This is a genomic window from Streptomyces sp. NPDC050264 (assembly GCF_040655895.1).
Classification (GTDB): Bacteria; Actinomycetota; Actinomycetes; order Streptomycetales; family Streptomycetaceae; genus Streptomyces.
This window is the reverse complement of sequence record NZ_JBFAKV010000034.1, coordinates 36,670-60,343: the sequence shown is the minus strand read 5'-3', so window position 1 is coordinate 60,343 and position 23,674 is coordinate 36,670. Positions and strand designations below refer to the sequence as shown.

At 69.8% G+C, this 23,674-nt stretch carries 19 protein-coding genes; 4 read left to right on the top strand and 15 right to left on the bottom strand.

From position 1 onward, the window contains the following. Positions 1 to 72: 72 nt before the first annotated feature. The 3 genes from AB0J02_RS39145 to AB0J02_RS39135 all read right to left on the bottom strand — a co-directional run bounded on the left by AB0J02_RS39145 (position 73) and on the right by AB0J02_RS39135 (position 5,493). Complete coding sequence (locus AB0J02_RS39145) at positions 73 to 2,988, bottom strand: alpha-glucuronidase family glycosyl hydrolase (RefSeq protein ID WP_363198665.1); 2,916 nt, start codon at positions 2,986 to 2,988, stop codon at positions 73 to 75. A 31-nt stretch (positions 2,989 to 3,019) separates the two neighbouring features. Beyond that, the gene (locus AB0J02_RS39140) at positions 3,020 to 4,162 is read right to left on the bottom strand and encodes a hypothetical protein (RefSeq protein WP_363198664.1); all 1,143 of its coding nucleotides are present in this window, start codon (positions 4,160 to 4,162) and stop codon (positions 3,020 to 3,022) included. 113 nt (positions 4,163 to 4,275) lie between these two features. Beyond that, complete coding sequence (locus AB0J02_RS39135; protein WP_363198663.1) at positions 4,276 to 5,493, bottom strand: MFS transporter; 1,218 nt, start codon at positions 5,491 to 5,493, stop codon at positions 4,276 to 4,278. A gap of 222 nt (positions 5,494 to 5,715) precedes the next feature. On the opposite strand from AB0J02_RS39135, the gene AB0J02_RS39130 reads away from it, so the two are divergent. Then, entirely contained in the window at positions 5,716 to 5,973 is a 258-nt protein-coding gene (locus AB0J02_RS39130) for a DUF6479 family protein (RefSeq protein ID WP_363198662.1), read from the top strand. A gap of 45 nt (positions 5,974 to 6,018) precedes the next feature. Here AB0J02_RS39130 and AB0J02_RS39125 read toward each other — a convergent pair whose 3' ends face one another. The 5 genes from AB0J02_RS39125 to AB0J02_RS39105 form a co-directional block, all read right to left on the bottom strand. Continuing rightward, on the bottom strand, positions 6,019 to 6,645 hold the full coding sequence (locus AB0J02_RS39125; RefSeq protein ID WP_363198682.1) for an endonuclease: 627 nt from the start codon (positions 6,643 to 6,645) through the stop codon (positions 6,019 to 6,021). Positions 6,646 to 6,734: 89 nt separating this feature from the next. Continuing rightward, positions 6,735 to 7,754, bottom strand: a complete 1,020-nt coding sequence (gene ligD / locus AB0J02_RS39120) for a non-homologous end-joining DNA ligase (protein WP_363198661.1) — start codon at positions 7,752 to 7,754, stop codon at positions 6,735 to 6,737. Then, positions 7,751 to 8,440 (bottom strand): DNA polymerase ligase N-terminal domain-containing protein, encoded by a 690-nt coding sequence (locus AB0J02_RS39115; protein ID WP_363198660.1) that lies wholly within the window; start codon positions 8,438 to 8,440, stop codon positions 7,751 to 7,753. The genes ligD and AB0J02_RS39115 overlap by 4 nt, the downstream gene beginning before the upstream one ends. A 27-nt stretch (positions 8,441 to 8,467) precedes the next feature. Next, positions 8,468 to 9,253 carry a SigB/SigF/SigG family RNA polymerase sigma factor gene (locus AB0J02_RS39110; protein ID WP_363198659.1) on the bottom strand — a complete coding sequence of 262 codons (786 nt, stop codon included), beginning with the start codon at positions 9,251 to 9,253 and terminating at the stop codon, positions 8,468 to 8,470. Between the two features lie 233 nt (positions 9,254 to 9,486). Further along, positions 9,487 to 9,693, bottom strand: coding sequence for a hypothetical protein (locus AB0J02_RS39105; protein WP_363198658.1), 207 nt, complete (start codon positions 9,691 to 9,693; stop codon positions 9,487 to 9,489). Positions 9,694 to 9,809: 116 nt separating this feature from the next. Here AB0J02_RS39105 and AB0J02_RS39100 point away from each other — a divergent pair, with 116 nt between their 5' ends. The 3 genes from AB0J02_RS39100 to AB0J02_RS39090 all read left to right on the top strand — a co-directional run bounded on the left by AB0J02_RS39100 (position 9,810) and on the right by AB0J02_RS39090 (position 15,092). Further along, positions 9,810 to 11,603: a thiamine pyrophosphate-requiring protein gene (locus tag AB0J02_RS39100; RefSeq protein WP_363198657.1), complete on the top strand. Its 1,794-nt coding sequence runs from the start codon at positions 9,810 to 9,812 to the stop codon at positions 11,601 to 11,603. A gap of 155 nt (positions 11,604 to 11,758) precedes the next feature. Then, positions 11,759 to 13,057: an ATP-grasp domain-containing protein gene (locus tag AB0J02_RS39095; RefSeq protein ID WP_363198656.1), complete on the top strand. Its 1,299-nt coding sequence runs from the start codon at positions 11,759 to 11,761 to the stop codon at positions 13,055 to 13,057. Positions 13,058 to 13,064: 7 nt separating this feature from the next. After that, entirely contained in the window at positions 13,065 to 15,092 is a 2,028-nt protein-coding gene (locus AB0J02_RS39090; protein ID WP_363198655.1) for a CocE/NonD family hydrolase, read from the top strand. A gap of 85 nt (positions 15,093 to 15,177) precedes the next feature. On the opposite strand, the gene AB0J02_RS39085 is transcribed toward AB0J02_RS39090, so the two are convergent. From AB0J02_RS39085 to AB0J02_RS39055, 7 genes are all read right to left on the bottom strand, one after another. Beyond that, a complete protein-coding gene (locus tag AB0J02_RS39085) occupies positions 15,178 to 16,701 on the bottom strand; it encodes a catalase (protein ID WP_363198654.1) in 1,524 nt (507 codons plus the stop codon). 255 nt (positions 16,702 to 16,956) lie between these two features. After that, positions 16,957 to 18,543, bottom strand: coding sequence for an FMN-binding glutamate synthase family protein (locus AB0J02_RS39080; RefSeq protein ID WP_363198653.1), 1,587 nt, complete (start codon positions 18,541 to 18,543; stop codon positions 16,957 to 16,959). Positions 18,544 to 18,643: 100 nt separating this feature from the next. Beyond that, on the bottom strand, positions 18,644 to 19,069 hold the full coding sequence (locus tag AB0J02_RS39075) for a PRC-barrel domain-containing protein (RefSeq protein WP_363198652.1): 426 nt from the start codon (positions 19,067 to 19,069) through the stop codon (positions 18,644 to 18,646). A 169-nt stretch (positions 19,070 to 19,238) separates the two neighbouring features. Continuing rightward, positions 19,239 to 20,474, bottom strand: a complete 1,236-nt coding sequence (locus tag AB0J02_RS39070; protein ID WP_363198651.1) for a Gfo/Idh/MocA family oxidoreductase — start codon at positions 20,472 to 20,474, stop codon at positions 19,239 to 19,241. Between the two features lie 6 nt (positions 20,475 to 20,480). Beyond that, entirely contained in the window at positions 20,481 to 21,338 is an 858-nt protein-coding gene (locus AB0J02_RS39065) for a carbohydrate ABC transporter permease (protein WP_363198650.1), read from the bottom strand. Beyond that, positions 21,331 to 22,320: a sugar ABC transporter permease gene (locus AB0J02_RS39060; protein WP_363198649.1), complete on the bottom strand. Its 990-nt coding sequence runs from the start codon at positions 22,318 to 22,320 to the stop codon at positions 21,331 to 21,333. Before AB0J02_RS39060 ends, AB0J02_RS39065 begins: the two co-directional genes overlap by 8 nt. Continuing rightward, the gene (locus AB0J02_RS39055) at positions 22,320 to 23,603 is read right to left on the bottom strand and encodes a sugar ABC transporter substrate-binding protein (protein ID WP_363198648.1); all 1,284 of its coding nucleotides are present in this window, start codon (positions 23,601 to 23,603) and stop codon (positions 22,320 to 22,322) included. The genes AB0J02_RS39060 and AB0J02_RS39055 overlap by 1 nt, the downstream gene beginning before the upstream one ends. Positions 23,604 to 23,674: the final 71 nt, after the last annotated feature.

Here is a 23,674-nt window from a genome sequence, read left to right as displayed (position 1 = left end):
TGGGTGCCATTCAGGCGACCTGCGGGGCCGCACACGATACGGCGATCATGGCCGGGTGTGCGGCCCCTCGGCTCAGTCGGCGACAACCACGCAGGCGCTGAGGTGCCAGGTCTCGTCCTCCTTCGCGGACAGTTCCAGGTCGATGTCCTTTCCTGACGCGCCGCCGTCGAGGGGTACGTGGAGCCAGCGGAAGTCCCTGCCGTCGAGCTGTTCGCTCCGGGCCTCTTCGACTCCGTCCACGCTGACGATGAAGGCCCTGTTGAACGTGTTGGGGTCGCCGGTGAGCAGGTGGGCCGTGTGTCGTCCGGCCGGCACCTTCAAACGGAGCACTGTCGAAGCGGCGGAGCGGACGTAGTCGCGTCGCAGGACGTCGAGCAGGCCGGTGTCGGATGCTTCCGGCACGGCGCCGACCCAGCCGAACTCCGCGCCGTCGCTCCACTGGTCGGCGGGTGAGAGACGGGTGTAGCCCTCCAGGAGCGCGGAGGTCGTCGTTCCGGCGTCCAGGGCGTGCACGCACCGGGAGGCGGGCGGGGTGACCACGGCCTGGACCATGCCGAGGCGGGAGGAGCCGAGGACGCGTACCGTGCCCGCTGTCGGCCGGGCGTGGATGCGGGTCAGGGCGGGAGCCTCCGGTGGGACGACCGTCACCTTCGCCGTCTCCGCTTCCCGCGACGCGACGTAGACGGTGGCCGACTCGGAGCGCCAGCCGTCGGGGACCTCGATCGAGGTCACGGTGCGCAGCCCCGAACCGGTCGCGTTGGCGACCTCCACCGGCACGGTGTTGGGTTCCCCGGCGAACAGCACGGAGTCGACCGGCCGGATCGCTCCCTGGATCCAGTCGCGGTGTTCGTCCCGGATGCGGCTCAGGCCGAACCAGTAGGCGGCCAGGGTGTCCCGCCACTGGGCGGCCGCGTCGATCTGCCGGCCGAACACCTCGTCGACGTCCTTCGACCGCCGCCGGTCGACGCGGCCGTGCAGTGTTCTCCAGGCCTCCCGCATCTGCCCGACGCGCTCCGCACCGGAGAAGTGGGTGTCGTAGATGTGCTGGATGACGGTCGTGCCGTCGTCGAGGCGGTGGGTGTAGGGCACATGGTGGAGGAAGAGGAGCAGTTCCTCCGGGCAGTCCTCCAGCGACTCGTAGGCGTCGCGTGTCGCGGGTGCGTACAGCTCGGTGTAGGCGTCGCCGGTGGCGGCGGTCCGGTCGTAGCCGATGCCCGTGCCGTCCGAGTGGTGGAACTGGGTCGTGGTCGTGGGGCTGGGGTCGAAGTGGCCGGTGACCGAGCCGTCCGGCGGGTGCGTCAGGTATCCCACGCCCAGGGGCGAGGTGCAGTCCTCGTAGGTGCGCCAGGAGTTCAGGAGCAACTTTCTTACGGTGTCGACGACTTCCGGGTCGTTGCCGAAGGTCATCCGGGTCCATTCGGTGGCCAGTTCCGGCGCGGACAGCTCCGGGTTCCACGCGAGCCGTCCGTAGCCGTGGGTGTTGGCGGCGGCCAGGTGGGATCCGGTCCAGTTGCGGGCGTCGCCGAAGTTCATCACCCCCGCGAACCCGTAGTGGGAGTAGGAGTGGACGCGGCCTGTCACGACCCGTGCCACCGTGCTGTTCTCGCCGGCCTTCAGGGTGTCGAAGTCCAGGACCTCCTTCCACTGCGGAACGAGATAGCACAGGTGGGTGGCGTGCCCGGTGTACTCCTGTGTCACCTGCAGTTCGATCATGGAGTTGGTGTGCGGGAGAGAGCCGAAGAGGGGATGGGCCGGTTCGCGGACCTGGAAGTCGATGGGCCCGTTCTTGATCTGCAGCACCGCGTTGTCCGCGAACTTCCCGTCCAGCGGCACGAAGTCGCGGTAGCCCTGGCGGTCCCACTCCTTGTCGCTGTCGTGGACGAAGGCCCGCCACATCACGACACCGCCGTACGGCTTCAGCGCGCCGGCGAGCAGGTTCGCGCCGTCGGCGTGTGTGCGGCCGTAGTCCAGCGGCCCGGGGCGGCCCTCGGAGTTGGCCTTCACGAGGAAGCCGCCGAAGTCCGGGATCGTGCGGTAGATCTCCGCCGCCTTCTCCTCCCACCAGGCCCGCACGCCCGGGTCGAAGGGGTCGGCGGTGTCGAGTCCGCCCAGATCGATGGGAGCGGCGAAGTTGGCGGTGACGTGCAGCGCTATTCCGTAGGAGCGCAACACACCTGCCAGCGCGGCGAGTTTGGCGAGAAACGGCGTGCTCAGGTAGTCGGCGCTGGTGTTGACGTTGTTGATCACGGCGGCGTTGAGGCCGAGCGAGGCCAGTACCCGCGCGTAGTCCGTGTACCGCTCGTCCAGTTCGGGCAGGCGGTCCCAGTGGAAGAACGACCGGCCCGCGTAGCCGCGTTCGATGGATCCGTTCTCGTTGTCCCAGTGGTCGGCCACGCGCAGTGGTGCGGCCGGTGATTCCGTGATGTCCACACCGTCGATGGGCCGTCGGGTCTGCACGAGGCGCAGCAGGTGGAAGGCGCCGTAGAGCACGCCGCGGTCGGCCTGGGCGGCCACCACCGTGCTGGTTCTGCCGTGCCGCGTGACCTGACGGATGACGTAGCCCTCGTCGCCCAGTTCGCCGAGGTCGGCCGCCGGTACGAGCGAGCGGATCAGCGCGGAACTCGACGGGGTGCCCACGATCAGGGCGGCACCGGACGGAGCGGTGGAGCGGGGCGTCAGCCGTGTTCCCAGCAGTCCGTCCAGGCCGCGGACCAGTTCCGCGACCGCGGATCTCTGGAGGGCGCCGCCCCCTTGCCGGACCAGGGAACGCAAGGCGGCCCGGTAGCGCTTGAGTTGCCGGGCGTCCTCCACCCGCCGGTACCGCAGCCAGAGTTCATAGCCGTCTTCGGCCTCGAGTGTGTTCACGGCGCTGCCGGCGGCCGCCTGCGTGTCCCGCGCCGATGCCGGAGTGGACAGGACGAGCGAACCCGCCGCCCCTGCCAGGCCCGCTGCCGCCAGGACGCTGCGACGACGTATGTCCGAGCTCATGATTCTCACCTTTCGTCGAGGAACGAACGGTTCAGCCGAGACCCACCGAGAAGACGTGCAGATTCCCTTCCTCGGGCAGCGTGACGGCCGCGATCCGCTTGCCTTCCGGCACCTCGTACGGCTTGCTGGCGAAGACGTACGCCGGATCGCCCTTGCCGCCGGGCGAGTTGCGGTGTTCCGTCTTCGCCACCACGGTGTTGCCGAGGACCGGGTCGCTGCCGCCGCCCGGTTTCGTCCAGTCGCCGAAGGAGAGATCGGCCTGGGCGGTGGCGCCGTCGGTGAAGGTGACGGTGGCGCTGCCCTGGGTGTCGCCGTTGGTGGCCGAGCCGACGAAGAGGAGCCGCTTCGCGTCGCGGGCGTCGGCCGCGATGTCGAGTTTCTGGCCGCTCGCGGTGACGTTGTCGGGGCGCGTGTCCGGCGGGCCGGGCCAGACGAAGGTCGTGCCGGACACCTGGGCCGCCGTACCGCCCGTGAGTCCGGCGTCGGCCAGCGCCTGCCGCGCGTAGCTGTTTCCGGCGCCGTCGAAGTCGGCCTCCGCTGGGTTGTCCTCGCTCGACACGCCGGTGTTCGTGTACGCCCCGGCCAGGGCCGCGCCGACGGATCCGTCCTCGGCGACCAGCACGATCGCGGTGCGGTGTACGGGGTCCGCGGTGCGGCCACGGATGGTGAGCGGCAGTTCGTAGTAGCCGGGGTCCGTGCCGGCCGCCGCCTTCACCGTCAGCTCGGCGGTGCCGGCCCCGGTGCTCGGGTCCAGAACGATGCCCTTCTTCGCCCCGGCGACCGTCAGTCCGGCCGGGGCGTCCGCGGTGACGGCCAGCGTCCGGTCGTGCCCGGCGAGCCGCTGCCCGTGCACGGTGAGCTTCGCGCCGGCGCCGCCCGGGTCCGCGACGGCCTGGTTCGGTGTCGCGTAGGCCAGGAAGTCCTGTTCGCCCTCGCGGTAGGACGGCGGTGCCGCCTTCGCCGAGGTCGCCCAGGAGGTGTCCGGTGTCGCGGAGAGGTCGAAGTCCAGGCGGCCGCCCTTGCTCACCGCCGACTGCGGCAGGTACGTGCGTTCCCAGGTACGGCCGTACGATGACAACGTTGTCGCTGTAGCCGAAACCGGCCGGCCCGCCCCCACGACCAGCGCCGCCACGGCTGCGGCGGCGACGGCGACTTGCGTTCTGAAGCGCCTCACGTACGACTCCTGAGCCTCGACGTCCCGTGCACCACACGCTCGGGCATGCCCACGCCAAGGTCAAGACTCGTGCGGCGGCGCCGCGATCCGGGGCCGGGTTCGGGCCGGGTCGCTCAGGAGGCCGAGCCGACCTGATCGGCTTCGGTCGAGTGGTCCGCGTGCGAGGAGGTGATCACCTCGGAGCGTCGCGTGCCCCGGTCCATGAGGCCTCCCGTGAAGGCGAGTCCGAGGCCCGCCACGGCGAGGGCCGCGCCGACGAGGTTCGGGGAGTTCCAGCCCCAGCCGGCCGAGATGGCCAGTCCGCCGAGCCAGGCGCCGCCCGCGTTGGCGAGGTTGAAGGCGGAGTGGTTGGAGGCGGCCGCCATGGTCGGGGCGTTCGACGCCTTGGCCATCAGCAGCATCTGGACCGGCGTGGTGATGAGGGATCCCATCGCCCCGATGAAGGTGATCGTGATGAGTGCGGGCACGGTGCTGTGGACGGTGAAGTAGAACGTCACCAGCGCCGCGGCCAGCAGGGCCATCCCCGCGTACAGCGTCGGTCGCAGGGCGCGGTCCGTGAGCGGGCCTGCGATCAGCGTGCCGAGGGTCATGCCGACGCCGTAGAGCGCGAGGACCAGCGTGGTCGAGGTGTCGGAGATGCCCGTCACGTTCGTCAGCATGGGCACCAGGTAGCTGTAGACGGCGAAGAACCCGCCGAATCCGACGACGGCCGTGGCCAGGCCGATCACCACCTGCTTGTTGCCCATCGCCCGTAGCTCGTGGCGGATTCCGGACTGCTTGCCGCGGGGCTGGTGAGGAACGAAGAAGGCCAGCGCGGCGAGGGCGACGACACCGATGACGGCGACGGCCCAGTAGGCGGAGCGCCAGCCCAGGTGCTGCCCGAGGGCGGTGCTCGCCGGTACACCGACGATGTTCGCGACGGTGAGCCCGAGGAACATCTTCGACACGGCGCGTGCGGCCCGTTCGGGGGCGACCAGCCGGGAGGCGACGACGGCGCCCACGCCGAACAGCGCTCCGTGCGGCAGGCCCGCCAGGAAGCGCGCGGCGAACAGGAGGCCGAAGTTGGGGGCGAGCGCGGAGGCGATGTTGCCGACCACGAAGAGGCCGGACAGAAGAAGCAGGAGTCGCTTGTGCGGGACACGCGCGCCGATGCCGGTCAGCACGGGAGCACCGACGACGACACCGAGGGCGTAGGCCGAGACGAGGTTGCCGGCGTGCGGCACGGAGACGTCGATGCCGTCGGCGATCTGGGGCAGCAGCCCCATCGTGGCGAATTCGGTCGTGCCGATGCCGAACGCGACAACAGCCAGGGCCAACAGGGCCAGCGGCATGGTGCGGGAGACCTTTCGAAGACAGCGCGTGGAATCGGGGTTCCGAGCCCCATTGCCCGGCGCCACCTCTTGGAGGGGCAGGCCCACAAGGATGCAGCAGCGCGGAGGGCACGCGCATTCCAAGATCGACCCTCGCGCAACAGTGACCTCGGTCACCCTTTCGCCGTCACTCTTGTCCCGCTGATCCGGGAGGTTTGCCGTCCAGGGGGTACACGACCGGACATGCACACTCACAGCCATTACGTACTGGCCGCCGCGGGCGGCTCCTCGCTGATCTTCGTCGTCGTCGGCATCGTCGTGGTCCTCGGCCTCATCGCCATGGTCGTCTTCGGGCGGCGTCGCACGGCCCGCCGTACCGAGACGACCGCTCCCGCCCCCGGTGAGCACCAGGTCCGCGCCGAGGCCCAGCGCGGTACCACCTGGCAGACCCCGGACGACGACCCCGACCAGGGCAACCCCCACCCTGAGCGCCGCCCCTGAGGGTGCGCTGCCACCGCGCGGGTCCGCCGTTCGAAAGCCCGGCTCTCAGGCGGCCCGCGTGAGGCAGTCCTCCACCACCTGCCTGTCCAGGGCGGCCCGGACCAGCGCCGCCGCCACTTCGGCGCGCGGGGCGTCACCCGCGAGGCGGGCCAGCGCGGCGGGGTCCTTCGGCAGTCCCAGGCGTTCGGCGCCCTGAATCGTCTTCGCGTCCAGGTACGGCGCGTACTCGGGCCAGACGTCCTGCACCTCGCGCAGGAAGATGTCCACTCCGGTCGGGCCGAGCCCCGGTGTCCTGCGCAGCAGGTCGCGCACCGTGTCCACGTCGCCGTCCGCCTGCTCGCGCACGGTCCGCAGGTCGCCGCCCCACTCGTCGAGCATCAGCCGGGCGCCGTCGCCGAGCTGCGTGGCGGTCCGCTCGTCGTAGCGCCGGTACCCGCCCTCCCCCAGCGCGTCGACGCGCCGCTGCCACGTGGCGTCGGCCATGCGCCGTGGATCGCGCAGGCCGGCGTCGTACAGCGCCCGCGTCGTCGACACCGCGACGGAGGCGCGGATCCGGGCGCTGAGCAGGCTGGCGAGGACCAGCGTCCGGTACAGCGGCTGAGGGGTGTCCTTGAGGTGGATGCCTGCCTCGGCAGCGTAGGTCTGCCCGTGTCCGCGCAGGAGTTCCCGCATCACGTTCCGGTTGTCGCTCGTGCCGCCGGACTTGTCGCCACTCTTGGTGTCGGACTTGTCATCGGTCTCTGGGTCGGACGTGTGGTCGGTCATGACTTCGCTTGCTCCCTGACGACGTCGGTCGGCTTCTTGTCGTCGCGTAGTCCCTGGTAGCGGGGGTGGCGCAGCATGCCGTCACGGGTCCACTCCGAGAAGTCGATCTGCACGACCAGCCGCGGCCGCGCCCAGTGCGCGCGGCTCTGCGTGACCCGGCCGGCGAACGGTGACGCGTCCACGTGGAGTTCGTCGAGCCGCTGCCGCAGGGCGAGCAGGGTACGCCGGTCGAACCCGGTACCGACCTTCCCCGCGTAGCGCAGCTGCCCGTCCTCGCCGTCCTCGTAGTACCCGATGAGGAGGGCGCCGAGGCCCTCGCGGCTGCCGGCGGGCTCGGTGAAGCCGCCCACCACGAACTCCTGGCCCTGGGCGCACTTCAGTTTGAGCCAGTCGTCCGAGCGGCGCGGCTGGTACGTGCTGTCGGCCCGTTTGGCGATGAGCCCCTCCCACCCGCGTCGGCACGCGTCGGCGAGGAGTTCGGGACCGCCCTCGTTGCGGTGCGCGGTGAACCGCAGCGGCGCCTGGAACGTCATCGCGCGTCGCAACAGGGACTTGCGGTTGCGCAACGGCAGCCGCCGCACGTCGACGCCGTCCAGCCGCAGCAGGTCGAAGACGTAGTACGTGACGGCGACCTTGCTCGCCTCGACATCGGCGCGCCGGGTCAGCCCCATGCGCTGCTGCAGCCGGCCGAAGTCCGTCCGCCCGTGCGCGTAGGCGACGATCTCGCCGTCGACGGTGAAGTCCGCGCAGTCCTGCGCGGCGAGCGCGTCGACGATCTCCGGGTAGGTGGCGTCGAGCCGGCGCCCCGACCGCGACCGGAGCGTGACCTCGCCGTTCTCCCGCACCGCGAGTACCCGGATGCCGTCCAGTTTCCGCTCGAAGACCCATCCCGCGGGGAAGTCACGGCGGTCGCTGAGGGGCGCCAGCATCGGGGACGCGGCGAGGTCGACGCCCGGCGCCGCCGTGCGCGTACGTCCGTCGAGCGCGGGCGGCAACGTGTCCAGCAGCCCGGTCATCCCTGTCCCCCGCCGTCCGGCTCCCAGGCCGGTGCGTCCGGTGCCTCGGAGACCTGGCGCAGCGTACGGCCGCTGCGTACCGAGCGGGCCCGGCGCGGGTCGGGGGTGCCACCGCCCGAGCCGCGCCCGGACGGGGCTCCGGATCCGGTCCGCACGAGGAGCCAGGTCGGCTTCTGGGCCGAGCCGCCGCTCTTCTCCTCCCGACCGTGGAACCGGGTGAGCGCGTACTGTCCGCGCAGTTTCTCTCCGTGGAGCTCGAACGTGACGTGTCCGTTCTCCAGAGCTTCCCCGAACGGCACCGGACGGTGCCGTTTGTCGTGACTGGTCGGCCGGTACGTGCCCCGGTCCCAGACGATCACCGTGCCACCGCCGTACTCGCCCCGCGGGATCACCCCCTCGAAATCCCGGTACGCCATAGGGTGGTCCTCGGTGGGGATGGCGAGCCGCTTGTCGTGCGGGTCGGTGGACGGGCCCTTGGGGACCGACCAGGACTTGAGTACGCCGTCGACCTCGAGGCGGAAGTCGAAGTGCATCGTGGTGGCATCGTGGATCTGCACCACGAACAGGGGTTCTCCGGACGCGGCCGGCACGGCTTCCTCTTGTGCCGCGTGCTCGCCGCTCGGCTCACCGGTCCTGTCGAAGTGCCGCTTCCCGCGGTAGGTCCGCAGTCCGTCCTTCTGGCTCACGACGCCTTCCTTTCATGATCAGGCGGCCTACCGCCCCGCGGCCTGGGTGGCGTGCTCACGGACCGAGGCGCAGCTGCGGGTGATGAGACGGGAGACGTGCATCTGGGAGATGCCGATCACCTCGGCGATGCGCGCCTGCGTCATGTCCTCGAAGTAGCGCAGGTAGAGGATGGTGCGTTCGCGTTCGGGCAGGTATTCGAGGCCGGCCTTGGCGGCTTCCCGGTCGGCGACGAGGTCGTAGCCGGGCTCGGCCGCGCCAAGAGTGTCGGCGAGGCTGAACCCGTCGTCCGCGGCGGCGGCCGTTTCGGCGTCCAGGGACAGCGCGCGGTAACTCTCCAGCGCCTCCAGGCCGTCGCGCACCTCGTCGCAGGTGAGCCCGGTGTGTTCGGCAAGGTCGGCGATGCCGGGTTCGCCGTCGCCGCCGGGACCGTTCATGAGGTCCCGGCGCGCGACGCGGACCTTGTTGCGCAGGTCCTGGACGCGGCGGGGCACCCGTACATCCCAGGTGTGGTCACGGAAGTACCGGCGCAGTTCCCCGGTGATCGTGGGGACCGCGTAGGGCTCGAAGGCGCCGCGCTCGGCGTCGTACCGGTCGACGGCCTTCACGAGTCCCATGGCCGCGACCTGCTCCAAGTCCTGCATGTTCTCGCCCTTGTTGCGGAACCGCCGGGCCAGTCGGTTGGCCATCGGCAGCCACGCCTCCACCAGCTCCTCGAAGAGCAGCTCGTGTTCCGGTCCTGCCGGGCTGTCGGCCATGCGCAGAAACGTCTGCTCGGTGTCGGGGGCGTCGTCGTGCGGGTGGTGAGTGACCATGGAGAACTCGCTCCTCAACGCTTGAAAACAAGACGCGAGGAGCAGCCAGACCTCATCCGGGTGCATCGCTCCCCGCGGACGCGCCTGTGATCCCAAGCACTCTCATCCGATTGCCCGTCGTACCAAGTGACAAACAACAGCTCACTGATCACGCTACGCGCGGCCGGTGCGCGGCGCACACGGAGGAAGTGCAGTCAGTGCAGTCAGTGCAGGCTGGGCTGTGAGGGCCCCGATCACGTGGCCGCCCGTTGGGCCTGACGCTGCGGGCCGCCGACGGCACCCTGCTCGTGTGCGACGCCGAACGCGGGCCGCCGCCGTTCGGCCTCCGCGCGGTGCACGTACTCCTTCTCGCCCGCACCCGCGGCCCACTGGTCGATCTGCTGCACCGGAGTCCGCCGGTACGCGCCCTCGCCCTCGGCCCGGCCCACCCTGCGGCCCACGAGGTGCGACGCCTTCCGCGGGCATGCGCGTCCGAATGCCGGTAACCCGGATCCCTGCGTCCCATCGGCACAACTCACCGGCGCACCTCACCGGCCCGGCACGAAAGGACTCCTCCATGACGAAGAAGGTCTCCGACCACATCCTCGAGCGCCTGCGCGAATGGGAGGTCGAGCATGTCTTCGCCTACGCGGGCGACGGCATCAACGGGCTTCTCGCCGCGTGGGGACGGGCCGACAACAAGCCCGAGTTCATCCAGTCCCGCCACGAGGAGATGTCCGCTTTCGAAGCGGTCGGCTACGCGAAGTTCTCCGGCAAGGTCGGCGTCTGCGCCGCCACCTCGGGACCGGGCGCCATCCATCTCCTGAACGGCCTGTACGACGCCAAGCTCGACCACGTGCCCGTGGTGGCGATCGTCGGGCAGACCAACCGCAGCGCCATGGGCGGCTCGTATCAGCAGGAGGTCGACCTGCTGAGCCTCTTCAAGGATGTGGCCTCCGACTTCTGCGAGATGGTCACCGTCCCCGAACAGCTCCCGGGCGTCATCGACCGCGCGTTCCGCACGGCGTACGCGCGCCGCACCGTCACGGCGATCATCGTCCCCGCCGACGTGCAGGAACTCGACTACACGCCGCCCACGCACGCCTTCAAGATGGTCCCCTCCAGCCTCGGCATGGCCTCCTACGCGCCCGTCCCCGCCGACGAGGACCTCCTCAAGGCCGCGGAGATCCTCAACGCGGGCGAGAAGGTCGCCGTACTCATCGGCCAGGGTGCCCGCGGCGCCCGCGCGGAGGTCGAACAGCTCGCCGATGTGCTGGGCGCGGGCGTCGCCAAGGCGCTCCTCGGCAAGGACGCGCTGCCCGACGACCTCCCCTACGTCACCGGGGCCATCGGTCTGCTCGGCACCCGTCCCTCGTACGAGCTGATGCAGGGCTGCGACACCCTCCTGGTCATCGGGTCCAGCTTCCCCTACGCCCAGTTCCTGCCCGAGTTCGGCCAGGCGCGCGCGGTCCAGATCGACATCGACCCGCACATGATCGGGCTGCGCTACCCCTTCGAACTCAACCTCGTCGGTGACGCCCGCGGCACCCTGACCCGGTTGCTGCCGCACTTGAAGAAGAAGCACGGGAAATGGCGCAAGAAGATCGAGAACGACACCGCCCGCTGGTGGGAGGTGATGGAGCGCCGCGCCGCCGTCGAGGCCGATCCCATCAACCCCGAGCACGTCGTGCACACCCTCGACGCCCTCCTCCCCGACGACGTGATCCTCGCCGCGGACTCCGGTTCCGCCGCCAACTGGTACGCCCGGCATCTGCGGTTGCGCGGCTCGATGCGCGGTTCGCTGTCGGGGACGCTCGCCACGATGGGCCCGGGTGTCCCGTACGTCATCGGGGCGAAGTTCGCGCACCCGGGGCGCCCCGCGATCGCGCTCGTCGGCGACGGGGCGATGCAGATGAACGGCATGGCCGAGCTGATCACCGCGGCCAAGTACTGGCAGGAATGGGAGAATCCGCAGCTCATCGTGGCCGTCCTGAACAACCAGGACCTCAACCAGGTCACCTGGGAGATGCGTGCCATGTCGGGGGCGCCGCAGTTCCTGCCCTCGCAGGCGCTGCCCGACGTGGCGTACGCGGACTTCGCCCGCTCGCTGGGGCTCGGCGGTGCGCGGGTGGAGAAGCCGGGTGACGTGGAGAGCGCCTGGCGTCAGGCGCTCGCTTCCGACCGGCCGTTCGTGCTCGACTTCCGCACGGACCCGGCGGTGCCGCCGATCCCGCCGCACGCCACTCCGGAGCAGATCGAGGCGGCGGCCACCGCGATCCTCAAGGGCGACAGCGACACGGCGGACGTGCTGAAGCAGGGGTTCAAGGCGAAGGTGCAGGAGATGCTGCCCGGCGGTCGACGGGACAAGTAGGGCTGGTGGTGCCCAGGCCGGCGGTGCCCGGCCCGGGCACCCGTCCGCCTGCGGGTGCCCGGTGTGTCGCCGCAGGTGACGGCGGGTGCGGCGCGGGTGTGCTCGGGCCGACGACGGGTACCCAGCCCCGCATCGCCAACTATGAGGAGCCGCTCGTGCCCCATCGCCCCCAGAACGTCTTCGTACTCGGTCTCGACGACGCCAATCTGCCCGCCCTGCAAACCGTCCCCAACGCTCACGACCTGCGCTTCCACCACCTCCTGTCCATCGAGGAGCTGCAGCAGGGCGAGGTCAGCGTTCCTGACCTGATCGACCGCGCCTGCAAGGTGCTCGATGGATTCGACGGCACGATCGACGCGATCGTCGGCTTCTGGGACTTCCCGGTCAGCACGCTGGTTGCCGTGCTCGGCGAGCGCTACGGCACCCGCGCCACGAGCCTGGAGTCGGTGGTCAAGTGCGAGCACAAGTACTGGAGCCGGCTGGTCCAGGCAGAGGTCGTCTCGGAGCATCCGAACTTCGGACGGGTCGACCTCGACGCGGACGATCCGCAGCCGCCGGAGGGCGTCTCCTTCCCGATGTGGCTCAAGCCCGCACTGGCGTACTCCTCCGAACTGGCCTACGGGGTCACGGACATGACCGAGTTCCGCGAGGCCGTCGAGAAGATACGCAACGGCATCCAGCGGGTCGGCCGGCCCTTCGAGTACATCCTGGACCAGCTCGAACTCCCGCCGGAGATGGCCGGTGTCGGCGCCCAGGTGTGCCTGGCCGAGGAGACGCTCGAAGGGCTCCAGGTCGCGGTCGAGGGGTATGTCCATGACGGTGAGGCCACCGTCTACGGCGTGCTCGACTCGATCAACTACCCGGATTCCACCAGCTTCCTGCGCCACCAGTACCCGTCGGCGCTGCCGGCGCCGGTGCAGCAGCGGCTGCGGGACGTCTCCGAGCGGGTGATGCGCCACATCGGCATGAACGAGGCGACCTTCAGCATCGAGTTCTTCTACAACCCGCGCACCGACTCGATCGCGATCCTGGAGATCAACCCGCGGCACTCCCAGTCGCACGCCGAGCTGTTCCAGTACGTCGACGGTGTGCCCAACCACCACTCCATGCTGGCGCTCGCCCTGGGCAACGACCCCGCGCTCCCGAACCGCGAGGGTCCCTACGCGCTGGCGGCCAAGTGGTACTTCCGCTGGTTCACCGACGGTGTGGTGCGCCAGATCCCGCCGGCCGACGAGGTGGCCAAGATCGCCGAGTCGGTCCCCGGCGTCCGGATCGACGTCGTGCCCGAGGAGGCGCAGCGCCTCTCCGACGTCGGCCAGCAGGACAGCTACAGCTATGAAGTGGCCCACATCTTCACCGGAGGTGACAGTGAGGAGGAGCTGCGCGAGAAGTACGACCACTGCGTGGCGGCCCTCCGCCTGAGCTTCGACAGCCCGACCGCCCACTCCGCCTGAGAGAGCCATGCGATACGTCGAGAACCTCCCGCACGCCACGACGGAAGAGGACAACGTCAGGATCCCGATGTCGGACGGCATCCACCTGTCGGCCCGCGTCTGGCGTCCCGTCTCCTCCGACGGCACCCCCGTTCCCGCCGTCCTGGAGTACATCCCCTACCGCAAGCGGGACCTGAGTTCGGTCCGCGACTCGATCCACCATCCGTACATCGCCGGCCACGGGTACGCGTGCGTCCGCGTCGACCTGCGGGGCACGGGCGACTCCGAGGGTGTGCTCACCGACGAGTACCTGGAGCGGGAGCAGGCCGACGCCGAGGAGGTGCTGGAGTGGCTTGCCGCGCAGCCCTGGTGCGACGGCAGCACCGGCATGATGGGCATCTCCTGGGGGGCGTTCGCCGCCCTCCAGGTGGCCGCCCGCCGGCCGCCGAGCCTGCGCGCCATCGTCATCTCCTCGTTCACGGACGACCGCTACTCCGACGACATGCACTACATGGGTGGTGCGCTGCTCTCCGACAATCTCGGGGAGGCGGGCACCATGTTCGCCTACTCCACCTGCCCGCCCGACCCCGCGACGGTCGGCGACCGGTGGCGGGAGATGTGGCACGAACGCATGGAGTCCGTCGAGCCGTGGGTGCTCAACTGGCTGCGTCACCAGCGGCGCGACGCCTACTGGCGGCACGCCTCGGTCTGTGAGGACTACTCGGCGGTCCGGACTCCCGTGCTCGCCTCCAGCGGCTGGGCGGACGGGTACTCCAACGCGGTGTCACGGTTGCTCGGCCGCCTGGACGTGCCCCGCAAGGGCCTGGTCGGCCCGTGGTCCCACAAGTACCCGCACCTGGGCGAGCCGGGGCCCGCGATCGGCTACCTCCAGGAGGTCGTGCGCTGGTGGGACCACTGGCTCAAGGGCGCGGACAACGGCGCCATGGACGGCCCGATGCTGCGCGCGTGGATGCAGGAGAGCGTCCCGCCGTCCACGTCGTACGAGGAACGCCCCGGCCGCTGGGTGGGCGAGACCTGGCCGTCCGAGCACATCGAGGAGACTCCCTACCAGCTCGGTTCGGGCCGGCTGTCGTCCCCGGCCGAGAAGGCCGGAACGCCGTCGAGCACGAGCATCCAATCCCCGCTGTCCGTCGGCCAGTTCGCCGGTAAGTGGGCCTCGTACAACGCGCCGCCGGACCTGCCCTACGACCAGCGCGAGGAGGACGGCGGCTCCCTGGTCTACGAGACGGAGCCGCTTCCGGAGCGTCTGGAGATCCTCGGGACTCCGCGCGTCGAACTGGAGGTGAGCGCGGACCAGCCCGTCACCATGGTCGCCGCCCGGCTCTCCGACGTGGCGCCCGACGGACGCGCCACCCGTGTCACGTACGGCATCCTCAACCTGACGCGCCGCGACAGCACCGACGAGCCCTCCCCGGTGGAGCCGGGACAGCGGTACCGGGCCGTGGTCGACCTCAACGGCGTGGCGCAGGCCTTCCCGCCCGGCCACCGCATCCGGCTCTCCCTGTCGACGTCCTACTGGCCGCTCGCCTGGCCTCCGCCGCGCCCCACGCTCCTGACGGTCCACGAGGCGACCTCCCAGGTGGTGCTGCCGGTCCGCCCCACGGAGAGCGACGACGACACGGCGCCGGCGCTTCCTTTCGAGGACCCGGAGGGTACGCGCCCCCTCACCACCCGGGCCGTCACTCCGCCCGAGGAACGCTGGGAGGTCACCCGTGACCTGGTGGACTACGGCTCCACCCTGGAGATCGTGAAGGACCGCGGCACCGTCCACTTCGACGCGATCGACCTCGACGTGGGCTGCCGTGCGGTGGAGCGGTACACCTCCACCGCCGACGACTTCACCTCTCCCGCGGGCGAGTCCACCTGGACCATGCGCTTCCAGCGCGACGACTGGGACGTAGAGATCCGCACCAGCACGACGCTGCGCTGCGACGCCACCTCGTTCCACGTGAACGCGACGCTGGACGCGTACGAGTCCGACCGCCGCGTCTTCTCCCGCACCTGGAACGAGACGCTCCCCCGGGACGCGCTGTAGGCAGCCCGCCCCGAGCCGGTCGGCTGCGCACGCACCTCTGCCGCTGTCCTGATCCAGGGCAGCGGCAGAGGCGTAGGTGTACGGGTCAGGCCTTGTGCTGCATGCTGCTGCGGGCCGGGTTGGCCTGCTCGGCGGCCTTCGGGTCCTTCTCGGCCGCCTTGGCGCGCACACCCTGCTGGATGCGCTCGCCGACGGACTTGTCGATGTTGGACCAGTACTCGAATGCGCGCAGGAGGACCGGTTCGCTCACGTCGTTGAGCAGGTGCCCGACGACGTTGTCCACGAGACGCTCGCGCGCGGCGTCGTCGAGGACCTCACGGACCATGGTGCCGGCCTGGCCCCAGTCGTCGTCCTCGGCGTGGTCGACGTAGGCGGCGCGGGTGATGTCACCGTCGGCGTACCAGCTGGGCGGGGTGCCGTGGCGGGCCGTGTCGGCCGCCGGACCGCCCTTGGAGTTCGGCGCGTACACCGGGTCCTCGGTCTTGCGGTACGCCATGGCCCCGTCTTTGGAGTAGGTGTGCACGGGCACGACGGGGGCGTTGACCGGCAGCTGCTGGTAGTTGGCTCCGATGCGGTACCGGTGCGCGTCGGCGTAGGAGAACAGCCTCGCGAGCAGCATCCGGTCGGGGCTCGGGCCGATGCCCGGGACCAGGTTGTTCGGCTGGAACGCCGCCTGCTCGATCTCGGCGTGGTTGTCCGTGGGGTTGCGGTCCAGGGTCATCGTGCCGACCTCGACCAGCGGGTAGTCCCCGTGCGGCCACACCTTGGTGAGGTCGAAGGGGTTGAAGCGGTAGGTGGCGGCGTCCTCGTACGGCATGATCTGCACGTACAGCGTCCAGCTGGGGTACTCGCCGTCACGGATGTGCTCGAAGAGATCCCGGGTGTGGTAGTCCGTGTCGGCCGCGGCCATCTGGTCACCCTCGTGCTGGGTGAAGTGCTCGACGCCCTGGTCGGTCTTGAAGTGGTACTTCACCCAGAACCGCTCGCCCTGGGCGTTGATCCACATGTACGTGTGCGACGTGTAGCCGTTCATGTGGCGCCAGGAACGCGGGATGCCCCGGTCCCCCATCAGCCAGGTGACCTGGTGTGCCGACTCGGGCGAGAGGGTCCAGAAGTCCCACTGCATGTCGTGGTCGCGGAGGTTGTTGTCCGCGCGGCGCTTCTGGGACCGGATGAAGTGCTGGAACTTCATCGGGTCCTTGACGAAGAAGACCGGGGTGTTGTTCCCGACCATGTCGTAGTTGCCCTCGGTGGTGTAGAACTTCACCGCGAAGCCGCGCGGGTCACGCCACGTGTCCGGGCTGCCGCGCTCGCCGGCGACGGTGGAGAACCGCGTCACCAGTTCCGTCCGGGTGCCCGGCTGGAACAGGGCGGCCTTCGTGTAGGCACTGACGTCCTGGGTGGCTTCGAAATGGCCGAAGGCACCACTGCCCTTCGCATGCGGCTGCCGCTCGGGAATCCGCTCCCGGTTGAACTGCGCCATCTGCTCGATCAGATACGAGTCCTGCAGCAGGATCGGGCCACCGGCGCCAACCGTGAGCGAGTGTTCATCGCTTTCGACCGGAGCACCGGAATCCGAGGTGGTCGCTTTACCTGTGACGTCACTCATGGGCTACGCATGCCTTTCGTTGCTGATGTTTCTCCACGCCTTGACGGGCCCTGTCTCCGGTTCGGCGCATACGGGGGCGCACCTACGTTGCGTCCATCCTGCGGCCTCTTCTGCGGTACGGCCATTTGTCGGTGTACGGGTCCATGCTCGACCTCCTCCGAGTCTTTCGTCGGGCAGCGTCCGAGTGCCCGGCTCCGCCCCGCGAATACGAGGAAACCGGTGACTTTTTCTTCACCGCGTACGCCGTCGCGTTTCTCATCGCATGGCGAAGCTGTCCGGGTTCGCCGCCGCCCAGTCGGCGGCCCAGCTCCCGGGCGGCTCGGCCAGCAGTTCGCCGGGGGCGAGCCACGCGTACAGCTCGGCGTAGGAGCGGAAAGTGCCGTGGTCCTCGCGGCGCCGCAGCAGGTGGGGGCCGAGCTCCCCGGTGTCGCGGACCCCCATCGCCGCCATGATCTGCAGCGCGCTGTGGACCGTGGCCTGCTGGTAGCGCGTGACCCGCGCGGACTTGTCGGCGACGTCGAGGGCACGGGCGCGCCGCGCGTCCTGGGTGGTGACGCCGGTCGGGCAGTGGTTGGTGTGGCAGCGCTGGGCCTGGATGCAGCCGACGGCGAACATCATGGCGCGGGCCGCGTTGGTGTAGTCGGCCCCCATGGCGAGGCGTTTGACGATGTCGGAGCCCGTGGCCACCTTGCCGCTGGCGCCGATCCGGATCCGGTCCCGCAGTCCCGCGCCGGTCAGGGCGCTGTGCACGGTGAAGAGGCCTTCGGTGAGCGGCATGCCGAGGTGGTCGGCGAATTCCAGCGGTGCCGCGCCCGTGCCGCCCTCCGCACCGTCGACCACGATGAAGTCCGGGGTGACCCCTTCCGCGGCCATGGCCTTGCACACGGCGAGGAACTGGGTCCGCGATCCGGGGCACAGCTTGAATCCCACAGGCTTGCCGTTGGCCAGCTCCCGCATCCGGGCGAGGAACCGGACGAGCTCGCGAGGGGTGGAGAAGACCCGGTGGTACGGCGGCGAGACGACGCTTTCGCCCTCGGGCACGCCGCGTACCGAGGCGATCTCCGCGTTGACCTTGCGGCCGGGCAGGACGCCTCCGATCCCGGGCTTGGCTCCCTGCGACAGTTTCAGCGATATGCAGCGCACGGAAGGGTGCGCGGCCTTCTCGGCGAACTGCCGCTCGTCGAAGTCCCCGTCTCGGGTGCGGCAGCCGAAGTAGCCGGTGCCGATCTCCCAGACGAGGTCGCCGCCGGGCCGTAGGTGATGGTCGGAGAGGCCGCCCTCACCGGTGTCGTGGGCGAAGCCGCCGCCCGCCGCACCCTTGTTCAGGGCCACGACGGCGTTGGAGGAGAGCGAGCCGAAACTCATCGCGGAGACGTTGAGGAGAGCCATGTCGTAGGGCTCGGTGCAGTCGGGGCCGCCGACGCGGACACGGGGTGGCGTGTCGGCCACGTCCACCGGCGCCATGGACGGCACGAGGAATTCGTAGCCGCGCTCCTGCATGTCACGCTCGCTGCCGAACGGTTCCTCGGCGTCGACACCCTTGGCCCGTTCGTAGACGATGCTGCGCGTGTCGCGGTCGTAGGGCCTGCCGTCGTAGTTGCGTTCCACGAAGTACTGCTGCAGCTCCGGGCGGACCGTTTCCATGAGGAAGCGCAGGTGGCCGAGGACGGGATAGTTCCGCAGCACGGAGTGCCGCCGCTGGGCGAGGTCGTGGGCGCCGGTCAGCGCCACCACCAGGCACGGGCCCGCGGCGATCCACCACCACGGGGAGGTCAGCAGGGCAAGGAGCACACTGCCCACTGCGCAGACCACCAGCAGACCCACTGTCGCGAAACGCTTCATGTTCCTCGTCTCACCTGAATCCGGCCGGACCTATGACGGAAAAGGGCCGGGCCGCACAGCGCGGCCCGGCCCTCTCCCCTGCCACACATGTGACCGTCCGTCAGATCATGGGACGGCCGGGCGTCGTCGGGCCCGTACCCGGCGTACCGGGCGTGCCATGCGTACCGGGTGCGCCCGAGGCGCCGGGCGTGCCGTAGTACGTGCCGAGCTGCTCGTGATAGCCGGCGTCGCCGAGGTGCTTCTCCTTGTCGAACTCCGGGGCGCTCTTGATCTCGTCCTTGGTGCGCGCCACCTGGATCGTCTTCGCCTCGGCGTCGATGCCCGTGATGGTTCCGGCGGGCAGCAGGACCTCCTTACCGAAGATCCACACCCCCGTGTCCACCACGATGTACTGCGAGCCGACATCGTTGGAGTGCTTGTCCACCTTGCCGATGCTGCCGTCGGTCGCTTCGACCTTGTAGCCCGTCAGATCGGCGTTCGGAGTGTGACCAGCACTGGCCGGGTAGTTCCAGATGTTCTCGGTCATGGTGGTGCCTCCGTACATCAGTCGCTGTCGGTCAGGCGATACAGGGATGCACCGTGCGTCCTGTCCGGCGACTCCACCCGACTATCCGAGCGACCCGGGTCTAAACGGGTCGGCTCGAACATGGCCGTAATGGCGAGAAACACAACAAAGTCGTGTTCTGGACCGTCGGCTACTTCTGGCCGTTCGCGAACCACTCCGCCAGGTCGGGGGCGACGCGCGGCACCGTGACGGGACGCCCGTCGGCCCGCAGCGACTCCGTCGCCGCGACGCCCGCGGCGACGGCCTCACGGGCCGCGACCGGACTGGTGTCCGTCGCCCCGCCACTGCGGACGAAGCGCAGGAACTCGGCGACCAGCATCGGGTCGGAGCCGCCGTGTCCGCCGTCGCCGGGCGGCGGCATCGGAACGACGAGGTCGGCGTCGGCCCGGTAGCCACTGCGCCGCTGCCAGACGCGGACCTCGGCGGTCTCCCCGTGGTCGCCGAAATTCTCGAGCCGGCCCTCGGTGCCGATGACCGTGTAATTGCGCCAGTAGTCGGGGGTGTAGTGGCACTGCTGGTAGCTGGCGTGCACGCCGCCTTCGAGGCGCATGACCATCATCGACAGGTCCTCGACGTCGACGACGGGGTTGAGCCCGGTCAGGGACAGCGGAGGCCAGTTGTTCTCCGGGTCGTACCAGTCGGGCATGACGGCTCCGGGCGCCTGTCCGGAGCGGTCGGTGATGTCGCCGTAGACGGTGAGCCCGCCGAGCGCGCTGACCCGCTCGGTGTAGGCGCCGGCCAGCCAGTGGATGACGTCCAGGTCGTGGGCGCCCTTCTGCAGGAGGAGGCCCGTGGTGTTGCGGCGGTCGGCGTGCCAGTCCTTGAAGTAGAAGTCGCCGCCGTGACCGACGAAGTGGCGGCACCACACGGCCTTCACCTCGCCGATCTCACCGCGCTTGATGAGGTCGCGCATCACGCGCACCACCGGCATGTGCCGCATGTTGTGGCCCACGTACAGGCGGGCACCGCCGGTGCGCGCGGCCTCCAGGACGCGGTCGCACCCCTCGGTGGTGATGGCCAGCGGCTTCTCCACGAAGACGGCGACCCCGGCCTCCAAGAGGTCGATCGCGAGGGCCTCGTGGGTGTGGTCGGGGGTGATGACGAAGACGGCGTCCAGCTCTTCGGCGGCCAGCATCTCCCGGTGCCCGGGGTAGGCGTGGACGTCGTCGCCGAACCATTGCCGGGCCCTGCCGAACATGTCGGGCGAGGTGTCGGCGACGGCCACCACCGCGGAACCCTCACCGGGGTGGTGGGCCTCCTGCGCGAGGGTGGCGCGCAGGCCGAGCCCGATGACGCCGAGGCGCAGGTCGCGCGTGGGCGTACTGCTGCCGGACGGTGTGGTGGAGACGGAGGAGGTGTCGGTCACGCGTGCTCAGCCCTTCATGCCGGAGAAAGCGATGCCCTGGATGAACTGGCGCTGCATGGCGACGAACACCACGATCACCGGGAGCGTCGCGAGGAGGGACCCGGCCATCAGCACCGGGTATTCGGTCAGGTGGGCGCCCTGGAGGGAGGCCAGACCGGCCGACAGCGGCATTTTCGCCGGGTCGGTGTTGACGATCAGTGGCCACATCAGGTCGTTCCACGACCACAGGAACGTGAGGATGCCGAGGGCGAGGAGCCCGGGGCGGGCCAGCGGCAGGGCGATCCGCCAGAAGACGGTGAAGGGGTTGGCGCCGTCGAGGCGCGCCGCCTCCTCCAGCTCCTCGGGCAGCCCCATGAAGAACTGCCGCAGCAGGAAGGTGCCGAAGGCGGAGAACATGCCGGGGACCACCAGAGCCTGCATGGAGTCCAGCCAGCCGAGGCTCTGCATGATCTGGTACTGCGGCAGCAGGAACAGCTGGCCGGGCACCATCAGTACGGCGAGGAAGCCGAGGAAGATCGCTCCGCGCCCGGGGAAGCGGATCCGGGCGAAGGCGTAGGCAGCCATCGAACAGAGCAGCAGCTGGGCGGCGGTGCGCAGCAGCGCCATCACGACGGTGTTGATGAACTGCTGTCCGAACGGAACGCCGTCGAAGACCTTCTTGTAGTTCGACCAGTCCCAGTGCGCGGGCAGGATCGTCGGCGGCACCTGGACGGACTCGCCGAAGCTCTTGAAAGAGGTGAGCAGCTCCCACACCAGAGGGAAGACGGTGATGACCGCGCCCAGGGCGAGCAGGACATGGGCGGGCCACATCCGGCCCTCGCGGCTCGCACGCCGCGTCGGCTTGCGCACAGTCGCCTCACGCATAGTGGACCCACCTCTTCTGCAACCGGAACTGAACGGCCGTCAGCGCCATGATCAGGACGAACAGCACACAGACGATCGCGGCGCCGTAGCCGCGCTGGTTGTCGAAGAACGCCTTCTGGAAGAAGAGCATCACGACGGTCTGGCCCTCGCCGTAGGCCGGGTTCTGGAGCGAGTTGTTGGTGTTGGCACCGATGATCAGATACACCAGGTCGAAGACCTGCAGCGACTGGATCACGGACAGCACGGTGGTGAAGAACAGGGTGGGGCTCAGCAGCGGCAGGGTGACGGAGAAGAACTGCCGTACCCGGCCCGCGCCGTCGAGCGCCGCCGCCTCGTAGTAGTCGCCGGGGATGCTCTGGAGTCCGGCGAGCAGCAGGATCATGTTGTAGCCGACGGTCATCCACACGCCGACGATCGCGACGGCGAAGCGGATGGTGTGCGGGTCGGAGACCCAGTAGGTGCCGTCGATGCCGATCGTGGACAGGGCGTGGTTGAGGATGCCGGCGTCGCCGTTGTAGAGCCAGCGCCAGACCACCGCGACGGCCGCGGGCATCGTGACCACGGGCAGGAAGTAGAACGTGCGGTACACGCCGGTGCCGCGCAGGCCCTTGATGTTGAGCAGCACGGCGAGCGCCATCGACAGCGGGATGCCGAGCAGTACGAGCCCGGTGTAGATGCCGGTGTTGCCCAGGGACTGCCAGAACTCCGGGTCGCCCACGAGGGTGCGGTAGTTGGACAGGCCGATCCAGGTGGTCCCGCCGAAGGCGCCCCACTCGGTGAAGCTGTAGTACAGCGTCTGCGCCACGGGCCACAGGTAGAACACGGCGAGGCCGAGTCCCGCCGGAGCGATCAGGGCGTAGCCCCACCACTTGTCCCGGTGGCGGAAGCGGCGCTCGCGCCGGCGCAGCTCGCGCTGGTCCAGCGTGGTGGGCCGGCTGCGCGGTGCCGGTACGGCGGTGTCCGTACGCACGTCGAGGCTCATCAGGACCGGTCCTTCCTCTCCTGCGCGAGCAGCAGGTCCATCGCGTCGGTCAGGGATCCGGTGGCACTCTTGACGCTCTCGTCGCCGCTCCACGCCTTGGCGAGCCACATCTGTTCCTTGTGCTGCCAGGCCGAGCTGTTGGCGGAGCCGGGGAACGGCACGGCGTAGTCGAGCGCGTCCAGGTGCACCTGGAGGTCGAAGCGCGGCATGCCGGCGGCCCAAGGCTGCGAGGTGCCGTTGCGGGCCGGGATGGCGGTGCCGTACTTGCCCTGGAGCAGCGAGGCGTGCTCGCCACCGAGGAATTGGACGAACTCGCGGGCCAGTTCGGGGTGGGGCGTGCGGGCGTAGACGACGTTGGCGAGGCCGTGCAGGACGGTGGCGCGCCGACGGCCCCTGGGCATCGGCGCGACGTCCACCTTGGCCCGCAGTTCGGGGTCGGCGTAGAACATCGCCGCGTTGTAGGACGCCTCGTAGGTCATGGCCAGCGTCCCGGACTGGAACATCTGGGTGGGGTCCGTGTCGGTCATCTGCTGCAGGGAGGGCGAGGCCCGGTAGCGGTGGATCAGGTCGATCCAGAACCGCAGCCCTTCGCGGGTGTGCTCGTCGGAGTACCCGGAGTGCCGCTTGTCCTCGGAGATGACCCAACCGCCCGCCTGCGGTATCGAGTTGTAGTAGTTCTCCTGCGCGCGGACCGGGGCTCCGACACCGTAGACGCCGCGTTTGCGGTCGGTGAGGCGCTGGGCGTTGGCGATCAGGTCCTGCCAGGTCCAGGTGGAGTCGGGGTAGTCGACCTTGGCCCGGTCGAAGAGTTCCTTGTTGAACCACAGGGCGACGGTGTCGAAGTCCTTCGGAACGCCGTACTGGACGCCGTTCCAGCGGTAGAGGGAGATCAGGTCCGCGGGGAAGTCGCCGGGCCGCAGCACGGCGTCGGCCCCTTCGGTCTCCAGGGGCAGGAGCTGTCCCGCGTCCGCGTAGAGGCCGAAGTTGGGGCCGTTCATCCAGAAGACGTCCGGTGCGGCGCCACCTGTGCACGCGGTGCGCAGTTTCGTCCAGTACGTCCCGTTGGGGGTGAGTTGGACGTCGACGCTCACCCCGGGCCGGGTGCGTTCGAACTCGCGGGCCGCCCTCTTCATGGCGGGCACTTGATAGACGTCCCAGACGCCGTACGTGAGGTGGCCGCGCCGGGCGTCGCCGCCGGACGAGGCCGAGGGAGACACGGAGGAGCTGCAGCCCGACGCGAGCGTCGTGGCGGCAGCCGCCGTGAGGAGGGAACGTCTGCGCACGCGGGGCCTTCCTGGGTCGGACCGGGAGCCACGGGCCCCGCCCGTGCGGGAGGGGCCGCGGAGCCACCGGT